Source organism: Thalassococcus lentus, assembly GCF_028023555.1.
Classification (GTDB): domain Bacteria; phylum Pseudomonadota; class Alphaproteobacteria; order Rhodobacterales; family Rhodobacteraceae; genus Thalassococcus_A; species Thalassococcus_A lentus.
On the sequence record NZ_JAQIOY010000001.1, the window covers coordinates 656,421 to 668,896 of the forward strand.

General features: G+C 57.0%; 13 protein-coding genes. 6 read left to right on the forward strand and 7 right to left on the reverse strand.

Features of this window, described 5'->3' with window-relative positions; all coding sequences use genetic code 11:
- Positions 1–35 precede the first annotated feature (35 nt).
- Entirely contained in the window at positions 36–377 is a 342-nt protein-coding gene (locus PFY00_RS03155; RefSeq protein WP_271431049.1) for a RidA family protein, read from the forward strand.
- 18 nt (positions 378–395) lie between these two features.
- On the opposite strand, the gene PFY00_RS03160 is transcribed toward PFY00_RS03155, so the two are convergent.
- On the reverse strand, positions 396–1,205 hold the full coding sequence (locus PFY00_RS03160) for an ABC transporter permease (protein WP_271431050.1): 810 nt from the start codon (positions 1,203–1,205) through the stop codon (positions 396–398).
- 134 nt (positions 1,206–1,339) lie between these two features.
- Here PFY00_RS03160 and PFY00_RS03165 point away from each other — a divergent pair, with 134 nt between their 5' ends.
- Positions 1,340–1,915, forward strand: coding sequence for a GcrA family cell cycle regulator (locus PFY00_RS03165; RefSeq protein WP_271431051.1), 576 nt, complete (start codon positions 1,340–1,342; stop codon positions 1,913–1,915).
- A 73-nt stretch (positions 1,916–1,988) separates the two neighbouring features.
- On the opposite strand, the gene PFY00_RS03170 is transcribed toward PFY00_RS03165, so the two are convergent.
- Together PFY00_RS03170 and PFY00_RS03175 are read right to left on the reverse strand one after the other, a co-directional pair.
- A complete protein-coding gene (locus PFY00_RS03170; RefSeq protein WP_271431052.1) occupies positions 1,989–3,887 on the reverse strand; it encodes an AsmA family protein in 1,899 nt (632 codons plus the stop codon).
- 119 nt (positions 3,888–4,006) lie between these two features.
- The gene (locus PFY00_RS03175) at positions 4,007–5,149 is read right to left on the reverse strand and encodes an alpha-D-ribose 1-methylphosphonate 5-triphosphate diphosphatase (protein WP_271431053.1); all 1,143 of its coding nucleotides are present in this window, start codon (positions 5,147–5,149) and stop codon (positions 4,007–4,009) included.
- A gap of 50 nt (positions 5,150–5,199) precedes the next feature.
- Between PFY00_RS03175 and PFY00_RS03180 the strand changes: the two genes are divergently transcribed.
- Together PFY00_RS03180 and rimO are read left to right on the forward strand one after the other, a co-directional pair.
- Positions 5,200–5,871, forward strand: a complete 672-nt coding sequence (locus PFY00_RS03180; RefSeq protein ID WP_271431054.1) for a DUF1045 domain-containing protein — start codon at positions 5,200–5,202, stop codon at positions 5,869–5,871.
- Positions 5,872–5,946: 75 nt separating this feature from the next.
- Entirely contained in the window at positions 5,947–7,329 is a 1,383-nt protein-coding gene (gene rimO / locus PFY00_RS03185) for a 30S ribosomal protein S12 methylthiotransferase RimO (protein ID WP_271431055.1), read from the forward strand.
- Between the two features lie 4 nt (positions 7,330–7,333).
- Here rimO and PFY00_RS03190 read toward each other — a convergent pair whose 3' ends face one another.
- The 3 genes from PFY00_RS03190 to PFY00_RS03200 form a co-directional block, all read right to left on the reverse strand.
- Positions 7,334–8,377 (reverse strand): hypothetical protein, encoded by a 1,044-nt coding sequence (locus PFY00_RS03190; protein WP_271431056.1) that lies wholly within the window; start codon positions 8,375–8,377, stop codon positions 7,334–7,336.
- 99 nt (positions 8,378–8,476) lie between these two features.
- Entirely contained in the window at positions 8,477–9,547 is a 1,071-nt protein-coding gene (locus PFY00_RS03195; protein ID WP_271431057.1) for a hypothetical protein, read from the reverse strand.
- Positions 9,548–9,580: 33 nt separating this feature from the next.
- Positions 9,581–10,039, reverse strand: a complete 459-nt coding sequence (locus PFY00_RS03200; protein ID WP_271431058.1) for a hypothetical protein — start codon at positions 10,037–10,039, stop codon at positions 9,581–9,583.
- A 317-nt stretch (positions 10,040–10,356) separates the two neighbouring features.
- Here PFY00_RS03200 and PFY00_RS03205 point away from each other — a divergent pair, with 317 nt between their 5' ends.
- Positions 10,357–10,938, forward strand: a complete 582-nt coding sequence (locus tag PFY00_RS03205; RefSeq protein WP_271431059.1) for a thymidine kinase — start codon at positions 10,357–10,359, stop codon at positions 10,936–10,938.
- Here PFY00_RS03205 and PFY00_RS03210 read toward each other — a convergent pair.
- Positions 10,935–11,939 carry an alpha/beta hydrolase family protein gene (locus PFY00_RS03210; protein ID WP_271431060.1) on the reverse strand — a complete coding sequence of 335 codons (1,005 nt, stop codon included), beginning with the start codon at positions 11,937–11,939 and terminating at the stop codon, positions 10,935–10,937. The two genes, PFY00_RS03205 and PFY00_RS03210, sit on opposite strands and share 4 nt — an antisense overlap.
- 178 nt (positions 11,940–12,117) lie before the next feature.
- Here PFY00_RS03210 and PFY00_RS03215 point away from each other — a divergent pair, with 178 nt between their 5' ends.
- Positions 12,118–12,408 carry a hypothetical protein gene (locus PFY00_RS03215; protein WP_271431061.1) on the forward strand — a complete coding sequence of 97 codons (291 nt, stop codon included), beginning with the start codon at positions 12,118–12,120 and terminating at the stop codon, positions 12,406–12,408.
- Positions 12,409–12,476: the final 68 nt, after the last annotated feature.

The following is a 12,476-nucleotide window of genomic DNA, read 5'->3' on the forward strand; positions in this document are numbered from 1 at the left end:
GGTCAGGCTGAACGAAATCAACAAGGATGAGACCCATGATCGAACGGATGGAAACTGGCGCCCGCATGAGCAAGATCGTCAAGCACAATGGCGTTGCCTATCTATGCGGCCAAGTGGGTAGCGGTGAAACCGTGGCGGACCAAACGCGGGACTGCATTTCGCGCGTTGAAGGATTGCTGGCACAGGCGGGTTCGTCGCCAGAGCGTATGTTGCAGGCCATCATCTGGCTGTCGGACATGAAGGACTTTGCCGAGATGAACGCGGTTTGGGATGCGTGGGTTCCGGAAGGACACGCGCCCGCCCGTGCCTGCGGAGAAGCGGCGCTTGCCCGCCCCGAGCTTAAGGTTGAAATCATCGTAACCGCTGCTTGCGATTGACGCCCAAGACGGCCGTGATCAGCTTTTGATCCGGTACCCGGTCTTAAAGAACACCCAAGCCAAACCGCAAACGGCGACAGTGGACAAGCTGGCGATGCCGAACCCAAGGTATGGGCTGCTGTCAGATACGCCGATCATGCCAAATCGGGCCCCGTCGATCAGATAGAATACGGGGTTCACATGTGTGATTTGATACAATCCCGGTGGCAGGGCCTCGACCGAGTAGAAGGTCCCTGAGAGAAACGCCAATGGTGTTATGACAAAGTTCGTGATGGCCGCCATCTGATCGAACTTATTTGCAAATATTCCGGCGATCATGCCGAGCGCGGCCAAGAACGCGGCGCCCATCAGCACGAACCCCAACAGTATGATTGGATGTGCCGGCGCCAATCCCAAAACCAGCCAGAAGGCCACCGTGATCGCGGTGGCGACCACCAACCCGCGCGCGACGCCGCCTGCCAGATATCCTAGGACCAGCTCTAGGGGTGCCAGCGGTGGCATGAGTGTGTCAACGATATTGCCTTGTACCTTTGAGATGACGATTGAACTGGAGGTGTTTGCAAAAGCATTTTGAATAACGGTCATCATCAGGATGCCGGGCGCGATAAACATCACGAAATCGACGCCCATCACATCGCCACGGCGCGGGCCGATCGCGATGGTGAAAATCACCATGAAAAGCCCGGCCGTCACGAGAGGGGCAAGCAGGGTTTGGGTCCAAACCGATGCGAAACGCAGGATTTCACGGCGGCCCAGTGTATAGAGGCCAAGCCAATTCACCCGCCCAAACCGACGCGTGCCATGTGCAATGTGTGTCGAATGATCCATGTTTGCTCCTGACTGCGCCGTTGGGTCCCTTGTAAACCGGAATGTGATGATTAAAATAGGGCCCTGAGATAAATGGACAGGCGGCTGCTCTCGCGGCCGCTTTTCCAATGCAGACAACCCAAAAGGAATGTCCCATGTCCTGGACCGATGAACGTGTCGAGCTGCTGAAAAAGATGTGGTCCGAAGGCCAGTCTGCCAGCCAGATCGCCAAGGAATTGGGCGGCGTGACCCGCAATGCCGTTATCGGCAAGGTTCATCGTCTGGGCCTGTCGAACCGCGCCGGTGGTGGTGGTTCGTCAAAGGCTGACGCAAAACCCAAGGCCGAGGCAAAACCCAAGGCCAAGGCGCAGCCCAAACAGCCCGCTGCAGCGCCACAGCCGAAAACCGAACCCGCGGTCAAGCCGGTACCGGCCTCTGCTTCGCCAGCGCGCAAGCAAATCATTCCGGCGGGGCAACCCCTGCCGCCGCAGCCTTCGGCAAACGAAATCAGCCCTGAGGCATTGGCCAAGGTCAACGAGGTCGAAAAGAAGGCCAAGAAAATCAGCCTTATGGAATTGACCGAGCGGACCTGCAAATGGCCTGTGGGCGATCCCGCGACCGAAGACTTCTGGTTCTGCGGATTGCCGACGCAAACGGGAAAACCTTACTGCGAAGCCCATGTGGGCGTGGCTTTCCAGCCCATGTCTTCGCGACGGGACCGCCGCCGCTAAGCTACCGCACCAAGCAATTGAAAAAGGGCGATCCATTTGGATCGCCCTTTTGTTTTCCGTCAGGCAGATGGGTTTATTTGTCCAGTAGGTTCAGAAGGCCCTTCTTAGCTTCTTCTTCGAGCTTGTTTTGAAGAACGTCCTGCAGGTTCTCGCCCTCTTCCACGGTTACGCCCAGCCGCTCTTCCAAGGCATCGTTGACCTTGGCGCGGGCTTTTTCTTCGAGTTGTTTCCGCTCTTCTGCAAAGTTCTGTTCAATCGCGGCACCCAGATCGACGTTGATCGCAGGGCCCGTCCACGGCCCTTTGACCCGGACAGGCACCGCCAGACCACGCCCGTCCCGCGCGTTTGGGGCAAAAACGGTCAGCAGGTAATCCAGCGACCGTTTGCCCAGATCCACACGACCTTCGCCCTTGGCCTGAAAAACAGGCATGTCCATGAACAGATCATCGTTGCGCATAACGCCGCTCTTGATTGTGAAGGTGCCGGTGGCCTGTTCAAAAATCGTGGTGCCCCCGGCTGCCTGGCCGCTTAGAACTTGGTCCAGATCGATGCCGTTGACCCGACCGGGGCCGGCACGCAGCGCGCCATCTCCGGACAGTGAGGCCATGATTGCAGCCGTGCTTTGACCCGACCCCAGAAGTGACAGGCTGCCATCTGCGGGGCCTTCCATCCGTTCAAGGCCCATGGCATCGCGCAAGATAGGTTGCAGCGCCACACCGCCGAATGCCAGATCGGCTCGCACAGACAGCCCAGATCGATTGTTCGCCACAAAATTACCGGTCATCACACCATCATAGCCTGACAGTTCGCGCAGTTCGAAAACGGCGCGCGAATTGTCGACGCTCATCAAGGCTCGTGTCTTGCCAAAGCTGAGATCACCAACTGTCAATGCATCGGAAATCAGGGCTATTTCTCCGTCAAAGGCCGCCAGCCCGGAGGCATCGATGGGTGCGTCTGACCAGCCGTCGCTGGCCGGTGCGTCCTGTGACGTTCCGGTCAGGCCGGACAGATCCAGTGCTTTGGCGCGGATTTGCGCGTTCACATGCGGCTTGTTGGCAAGTTTGATGTCAGCCGCGGCCTCAATGGCGTTGCCGTCTAGTTGCAAATTGGCGTCGCGAATGGCGAGCAACCCATCGCGCGTCAGAGTCACGGCCAACGTTCCCGACAGCGATCGTCCCAAGCCCTCGGGCAGGTCAACGCCAATCTGGCCCATGACAGCAGCTATTTGCGCAGTCTGAGGAAGGTCGAGTGTGAGCGTCCCCTTGGCTTCGGGTGCCGGGCCAGCCAGACCATCAAATCCGATCGTGCCGCCACCTGCCTTCAGCGTGGCATCCACCGGACCCGCGCCGCCAGACAGCGCGGCAAGAGGCCTTTGAATGTTTGCTGTTACTGCAATTGAACCGTTGCCCGGGTCCAGATTGGCCGAGATGAGCATCGGGCCATTCATGTCAGGCCAGCGCAAGGTCAGATCGGTATCATCCACACGCGTTGTGCCATCCGGGCTTTGAAAGACGAATGTCCCGTTTGTGATGCTTAACCTGTCCAGCGTGAAGCTTGGGATACCAGAGGATTGTTCTGCGCTGCCCTGATCTGCCGAGAAATCCCAATTGGCCTTCCCAGAACCATCAGAGATCAAGCGCAGTGTCGGAGAGGCCGCGGTCAGGCTCTTGATCTCGATCCGGCCTCGAATGGCCGCCATTGCGTCCAGACCAATCCCTGCGCTTTGCGCGGTAAACATTGGTTCAGGGCCTGCCCAATCCGGATTGCCGATTTGCAATCCACCGGCCTGCAGACCCAAAACAGGCCAGATTGAAAGGGCTGCGTCACTGAGAACAACCGGACGGTCGAGTTGCCGCGACAGTTGATCAGACGCGATTTTGCCCAGCCGGTCTGCGGGCAAAAAGGCGATACCCATCACGGCAATGACCAACAAGACGGCCAGGAAACCCAAGGCCTTCCAAATCAGTTTCATGTTCTATCCTGTCTGCTTCTTATTGTGGCCATGGGTTTCATGCACGGCCTCGGCGTGCAACCAACAGATCGTGGAATGGCCGTTTTTCCGCCGATGCAGCGTCCGGCCGCTCTGCGGGTTCAGCCGATCTTGTTTCCGCGGCTCCAGACGCCTTGCAGCAACGGGGTGCGGTCATATTGCCGAACCCGCAGGACATCGCCGCGCAAACCTGCCCTAAGCGTGCCGCGATCGGGCAGGCGTGCGGCCTTGGCCGGGTTGCGGGTCACGGTTGCCACAGCCCTTGGCAAATCATCCCATAGCGCCGCGAGATGAAAGGCCGACAGCAATAGCGCGGAAGGCACGTAGTCAGAAGACACGATATCCAGAAGGTCCGAGCGGGCCAGATCTTCTGCCGCAACATTGCCGGAGTGGGACCCGCCGCGGATCAGATTGGGTGCGCCCATCATGATCGCGATGCCGTTTTCACGGCAGGCCTTGGCGGCTTCGGCCGTTGTCGGGAATTCGGCAAATCCAACGCCGTTTCTGGCGGAGATCGAAACATGCTCAGCGGTTGTGTCATCGTGGCTGGCCAGCACAGCCCCCAATCGGCGGGCTTCTTGCACCGCGCCGTTCTCATGTGCGACCGCGTAACGTTTCTGCAGCTCCAGAAGGTTTTCAACGTGTTCGGCGAACTGTTCGTCCGTCATGCCGCGCTTTTTGGTAACGTAGGTGCGCATTGTGTCGAGATCCCGGAACTGGCGTTGTCCTGGGGTGTGGTCCATCAGGCTGACGATACCAACGCGGTCATCGGGTCCAAATGCAGCCAGTTCCTGCAGCAGGGTTTCCGAGCAGATTTCGGCCCGTAAATGCAAATAGTGACTGATCTTGAACACCCCGGCGGCCCTTGCTGCCAACAGTTCATCGGCGAGCTTGCGGGCATAGTCCCGGTAACGGCCGGCGTTGCCATGTATCGAACCGGCGCGCATGGCGTCGAACACAGTCGTGATCCCGGTCGAGGCGAGTTCTGCATCATGGGCGATCAGTGCTGGCAGATGTGGCCAATCCACCTGAGGGCGGGGTTCTATGTGCCGTTCCAAGTTGTCGGTGTGCAGTTCGATCAGCCCGGGCATAACCAAATCGCCCTCGCAGTCTATGGCCTGTGCCGGGACGTGGTCGCCTTCGGTGATTTCGGCAATCACACCCTTTTCGATCGCGATCGTGCCGAGTACAACCTGATCGGCCAGTACGAGCCGAGCGTTCGAGAGACAAAGATCACCAGACATGTCGCTTCCTCGACCTTTGCCAAATTGAATGCGATGAGAGAAAGAAACACATGTCATACTCTCGATTTGCACTCTACTACGTTTTTCCTGACGGTGCGCTGGCAGAATTTGGATCAGCTTGGTTGGGCTGGGATATTGCGCAAGGCAGGCAGGCCAATCAGTTTGATTTGGCCGGTTTGCCGGATGCTACGACAGCGCCGCGCAAGTATGGGTTCCATGGAACATTGAAGCCGCCGTTTCGGTTGGTAAATGGCTGCACGGCTCAAGACCTGCAGGCTGCCGTTGCGGAATTGGCCGAGCGATGCCCTATGGCAGAATGCGAGGGCCTTCAGCTTTCTGTTTTGGGGCGGTTTCTGGCGCTCACCCCATTGGGTGACACAGCTGCGGTGCAGCGGGTTGCAGAGACCTGCGTTCGGGACCTTGATCATTTCCGGGCGCCTGCAACCGAACACGAGATTGCACGGCGTATGAAGGCCGGGCTTTCAGAACGTCAGCGGTCGCAGCTCCTGCAATGGGGGTATCCCTATGTGATGGAAGACTTCCGGTTTCACATCACGCTAACTGCGCGCCTGCCCAAGAAAGAGATCGCCACATGGGTTGAAGCGGTGGAACACCATCTGCCGAAACTGCCTGCGCCCTTCACGCTGAGCGAGATCGCTCTTTGCGGGGAACGTGAGGACGGCCGATTTGAAGTGATCCAACGTTACGCATTGGGTGGATAGATCAAGGCGTGGTTGGTGACCGCCAATCAGAGATTGTTCGCCGCTTTGGCCCGCCCCCTTTCCCCGTCGCGCGCCATGGCCTATACGCGCGGAATGCAGAACCCTCCGAACCTTCGCCCTGATATCGCCCAGCCCCGTCTTGCATCTGATCGACGTGAGGGCCAGCCCAGCATCGGTATGGTCAGCCTTGGTTGCCCCAAGGCTCTTGTCGATAGTGAACGTATTCTCACGCGGTTGAGGGCCGAAGGGTATGGGATCAGTCCTGATTACAGTGGCGCGGATGCGGTCATCGTGAACACCTGCGGCTTTCTGGACAGCGCCAAGGCTGAAAGCCTTGAGGCGATTGGCGAAGCCCTGTCTGAAAACGGACGTGTGATCGTGACCGGCTGTTTGGGCGCAGAGCCTGAGTACATCACCGGCGCACACCCCAAGGTTCTGGCGGTGACGGGCCCTCATCAATACGAACAGGTTCTGGATGCTGTTCACGCAGCCGTTCCGCCCAGCCCCGATCCTTTTGTGGATTTGCTGCCGGCGCGCGGCATCAGCCTGACCCCGCGGCACTACAGCTACCTGAAGATTTCCGAAGGCTGCAATCATAGCTGCAAGTTCTGCATCATCCCCGACATGCGCGGCAAACTGGCTTCGCGACCGCACAAGGCGGTGATGCGCGAGGCGGAAAAACTGGTCGATGCCGGCGTGCGCGAACTGTTGGTTATTTCGCAAGATACCAGTGCATACGGAACCGACTGGAAAGACCGCGAAATCAAATTTCCCTTTCTCGATCTTGCGAGGGATCTTGGAACCTTGGGCGCGTGGGTTCGTCTACACTACGTCTACCCATATCCGCATGTTGCGCAGGTCATTGATGCGATGGCCGATGCGGGTAATGGATTGCTGCCTTATCTTGATATTCCGTTTCAGCATGCGCACCCGGATGTTCTGCGCCGTATGGCCCGGCCAGCCGCCGCAGAGAAGACCCTGGACCGTATTGCAGAGTGGCGTTCGATCTGTCCGGATATCACCCTGCGCAGCACCTTCATTGTTGGGTACCCCGGAGAGACCGAAGCCGAGTTCCAAACCCTTCTGGATTGGATGGATGAAGCACAATTGGATCGCGTTGGATGCTTTCAGTACGAAAATGTAGAAGGTGCGCGTTCGAACGCTCTGCCTGATCACGTTCCGGACGACGTAAAGCAGGATCGGTGGGATCGCTTTATGCAAAAGGCGCAAGCCATTTCCGAGGCCAAACTGGAAGCCAAAGTCGGCCGAGTGTTGCCGGTTATTGTCGACGATGTGGACGAGGACGGCATCGCCACCTGCCGCACAATGGCGGATGCCCCGGAAATCGACGGTAATCTGTTTATCGACGAAGGAACCGAGGGACTGAACCCCGGTGATATTGTTCAGGTCGAAGTTGATGAGGCCGGAGAATATGACCTTTGGGGGCAACGGATCTGACGGGTCAGGACGCCGGGTAGACCTCCCATTTTGCCTTCATACCTCTGTATTGCCGTTTCATCAGTTTATCTGCCCGGGTCTTGGTGAAGGTCATGGCAATGTCCATTTGCGCTTTGGCTTCGCAGTCCAGGCTGAGTTCCAGCCAGTCTTCGATGTTGAATGGAATCGAGAGTGACAGTCCATCGCCCTTTTCGATTTTTCGGGTTGTAGGTTCTGCCAAGGCATCGTTGTTCAGAAACTCGGCTTCCAGAGGCACCGGGTTTTTCGGCGGCTCAACTTTTACGTAGGAAGCATCACCCGCTGGTGTGTCTGGCGGTCGCTGCGTTCTGGGCGGATCGGCATCAATGGCCCGGGCAGTATAGGCGTAGATGGATTGCATCGGGCCCTGGTATTCTGTCAGCTCAAGGTAGACAGGCACCACAACTTGGAAACTGTGATCGCGCGCCTCACCATCAAGCGAGTCTGTAATCTTGAATTGCGTGGAACCAGACAGCCCGACGCCACGAACCTTGAGTTTGAAAGACGTCTTGCCACTTGTTTCTTGAGAGGCGTCCACTTCGACAGTCAGAGATTTCTCGACCATCGGTTCGACCACATAGTCAAAGATTGGAACAGGTACGGCGACAGGTTTACCCATGTCGCGGCCCGTTGGGGTGAACGCGCCGAACCATGCCGTCCAAATTGAGATCAGCTTGCCAAGACGCGGGTCTTCTTGGGTGTCTGCGCCACCGTCCCGCATAGCCAACGGCCGTGTGTCCAATCCATCTGCGAGGTCGAAGACCTCAGGAAGGTTTTCGAGAAATTCAAACGCCTCTTGAGCGTCATTTTGCAATTGGCGCATTCCGGGCAGTTCCGTGGCGCCGGCGGGTACAAAGCGGGACAGATCGATGGGGACCTGTCGCATAATGTCACGCATGGCGTAGAGCATGGGCAGCCCCTGCGACTTGATCCTGCTGCGCAGCTCAGCCGGGTTGGTTGAAAAAGGATGTTGCGCCAAAGGCAACGCGACTGGATCGGGCTCTGGGCCCGTTTGAAAATCGTCTTGCATAAAATGTCCTCTTCTCAATGTCCCAAGGGTGCCATCACCTTAAGGTTGCATCAAGGGTAATGAGGATCGTTATGGTGCCGGGGACCACCCCGCGCTTCTTTAGAACCCAAAGCGGCGTGCAAGGCGTTTTAGTGGGCTCATTGCGGTATGTGCTTTGGCAACGCTGGCATCGAACAGACGCTGTTTGCGATCAGCGTCTACAGCACAGAAATCTTCGACATTGACCCAGCCGGAAAACGCCTTCTGCGCCTCTTCGGGTGTCATTGCGATTTGCTCTGTGTTCGGGAAGCGGACACCCAAGGTTGCGTTCAACCACTGAAGGTCTGTTGCCCGCGCTTCGACTATCGCATGCCTGTCCTTGAATAGGCTCGGCCGGGTGAAGCCGGGAATGTCTGAATCAGTTGCGACCAATGCCTTGCGAAACGCTTTTCGATCGTCGCCAAGCGCGGCCGGCAATGGGAGCGTTCCACGAAACACGTCCTGAAGAACCGCCATGCCTTCGGGTGAAATCGAAGTGTTAGCCTCGGCTTCGCCTCGATCCAAATCAACGACATCAATTTGAGGCAAGGTCGTTGCAAAAAAATCCTGAACCACGTCCCCGCCGATCAACGCATTTTTGGCGAAGAGACGCGCGGTCAATGGCCCCGGGCCAGCGGTTTCAAAGGGCTCCAGCGTGTCACGATAAAAACTCTGTGAAGGCGCGCGAAATTCCGCTCTTTTTTTTACCTCTTGCTGCATCCACGACAAAAAATACGACGCAGGATCGCGCAAGTAGGCGATAACTTCGGTTGTTTCGGCGATCTCAGCGCATCTGGCACGCAGCTGAGCCATTGCGTCCGGACCGAACGGTCGAAACTGATTCTCACAACTCAGGACAATCGTTTCGGGCTTTTGTTCTGAGATTTCGCCCTTCAGAGCAGTCCAGAGGTGTGCAGCATTTTCATAGGCTTTGGCGCTTGTGGGCGCGAGCGAAGCCATTTGCACGGGATCATCAGGCAAGACGCCGTGAACGTGTGGAAAAATCAATTGATGATTGTCGTGTCTGCCCGGATCCGGGAACAGGACACCGGCTTGTGACAGGGCTTCGCTGGACGCGCGCAGGCAGCGTTGGATCGAGGTCGAGCCGGTTTTGCCATGCCCGATATGCAGGATCAGCCGCTTTGCCTTCATTTCAGGCTACGCATCCTTTGGTGAAGTGATCCGTCAGGTTTGTTCGTCTTCCAGATGAAGCTTCATATCGATCAGAACTTGTTGAATCGCCAACGTTTCTTTCAGCAAACGCTTTGCTTCATTGGCCGTGATGATGCCGTCTTCGATCGATTGATGGTATTCCGCCATCAGCATTCCAAAGCGCTGCGACAGGGCGATGACATCGGAGTTCACGCCGCCTTCGGACTTCGAATTCCTGCGCCGTTCATCAAAGCTGAGGGAAATGCCCTTCAACTCGGCCAATGCGGCGGTCACATGCGGATAGGAAGACGCTTCTTCCAAAGCAGCAACCGCATCGATCGGCATAAAGCGATCTGCGTGTTCCGGATAGTCGGAGTAATATCGACCGAGGGTCGCCTTTGATTTTCCAGTCAGTTCGCATGCGGGTTCGATACCCACATCCTTGACCAGCGCCTCGGTGTGTTTCTTTAGATAGCGGCCAACACTAGACATCTCATACCCTCTGTCCCGCATATTGCGGGGAGTTCCCCAAGTCTTTTCCCATTATCTATATTGAACGAGCCTGTCATTAACAATCCAAGTCCCATTCTAGGGACACTGTGTTGCCGTAGGGCGTCGCCTTTTTGTGTTTGCTTGGTGTGCGTCGGATGATTTGCTAACCCCAGTTTGTCCGACGTGGTGTTTGAGGCGCGTCCCTATTCGCACGATCTTGGCGCGGTTTGGTCTCGACCCCCGGGGATTTCCCCAAGGCCAGCCGCGCCTCTTTCCTCTCTTGCCAAACGTGCCACCCTTGGGGCAATCAGCGATCTATGGCAAAACTGCATTTCCATTACTCAACCATGAACGCCGGCAAGTCGACCTTGCTGCTGCAAGCGGCCCACAACTACAACGAAGGCGGCATGCAGACCTATTTGCTGACGGCTGCTTTTGATGATCGAGCGGGCAAAGGGCGCATAGGCTCCCGCATTGGTCTGGGCCGAGAGGCCGACAACTTTGTGCCGGGCGAGGATCTCTTTGCCAAAGTCGAAAAGCGGCTGGCCGAAGGGGAAATAGCCTGCGTTTTCGTGGATGAGGCCCAATTCCTGAGCCATGATCAGGTGTGGCAACTGGCGCGGGTCGTTGATGATCTGGGTGTCCCGGTTATGGCCTACGGGCTGCGTGTGGACTTTCGCGGTGAATTGTTCCCGGGCTCAGCCGCCCTGTTGGCGCTGTCAGACGAGATGCGCGAAGTGCGCACGATATGTCACTGCGGCCGCAAGGCCACGATGGTCGTGCGCCGCGATGGGCAAGGCAATGTCGTCACCGATGGAGCGCAGGTTCAGATCGGGGGCAACGAAACCTACGAAAGCCTATGCCGCCGCCACTGGCGTGAGGCCGTCGGGGATCGTTAGCGCGTGATCAGCGCGCTGTGGATGGCTTTCAAGCACTCAGCATGCACCGTTTCACGGGCGACGCCGGGAAATTCAGTGAATAATGGGTCACGACGCAAAAGCGATCGGTCGGCCGGCATGTCCAAAAATGTGTAGTGCCCGACATCCTTGCCCATATTGATGGCCTTGAATCGCGAATTGTATCGAGCGAGCCATTGAACGCATTGATTGAACGGCGCTTCGGCATCGGCCTCGACACCGATTAAAGTCACAGGCCGTCTGATCATCTGAACAGACGCTTCGGTGAAGCCCCGCACCGTAGGCGCCGGGGCTATCGCGACTATGGATTTCACCAGAGGATTGCTGAAGTCATCGCCGTGCCGCTCCCAGGATTGTCGAAAGACGTGTGAGTTTTTGAGCAAGGTCGGAATTTCGCTGGCGGCGTTTGGAAACTCTCTCGGGCCATCTTGTTTGATGTTGTTCTTACGTCGCCATTGATCGAAAGCCTGCAGAGACGTGCGGGCACCTGCCAAGGCAAGAACGGTGTATCCGCCAAGCGAAAACCCAACGGCCGAAACCTTGTTTTTGTCGATGGCGGCATCTGGTAGTCCAACGTCCGGCGTGCGGGACAACAGCAAGTTCAAGTCCTGCGCCCTTTCCCACCAGCACAGAAAGCCTTCTGCGCAGTAAGGTTCCAAACCGGTGTTGCCGTGATGATTTGCAGCAAGAACCACGAACCCTTTTTTGACCAATCCGCGGGCGATCCAGCCGAGGCTTTGTGCGGTGCCTCCGGTTCCGTGCGACAAGAGAACAATTGGGGACGCGCGTGTTCTGACCGGTCGGGCGTTTGCAACAACGGCGCCTGTTTCAAAAAATGGATAGACGGGTGAACTGGCCGTCTTCACGTCTTCGGTTGGATACCACGTCGCCCAATGAATTGGCCGAGGCCCGGTGTCTTGCCAGTTGCGTCGCGCGGAATCCTCAATAACACCAGACCGAAAGCCGCAGTTATACACATTCATTGGTCCAATCACCTTTGTCTTCAGCACACCTTACACAGCAAGCCGTGCTCATGAATGACAGGGGCTTTGGGTAGGACGATTCTTCTAAGCCAATTTCGTCGAATGTTCGCAGCACTGGGAAAGGTCCATCTTTTAATTATCGAAACGGCCCAGTTGGCCAAATCATAGGAGAAAGAAAATGGTATTTCGCAAAATCTTTGGAAACAAGCAGACCCGCATGCAACGCCGCGCTGACCGCAAGCGTCGCAAGGCTCTGAAAAAGGAACTCAAGGCACGGGCGGCCATGGCGAATGGTGACTATCGCAAGGCAACACGCAAACTGATTGCGGCGCATAAAAAGAACCAAAAGGCGGGGCGGGTCGAAGATCGCACAGCGAACCTGGATGACACTATGATTGCCAACATGATCGCCGCTGGCGTACTTCCAGCCGATTTCATTCTGGACGGAATGGAAGACGAAGAAGCATAAATGCTGAACCGAAGGGCACCCCTTGGGGTGTCCTTCCGGAATTCCCTACTGGCGGGCGTGTGTCGTTG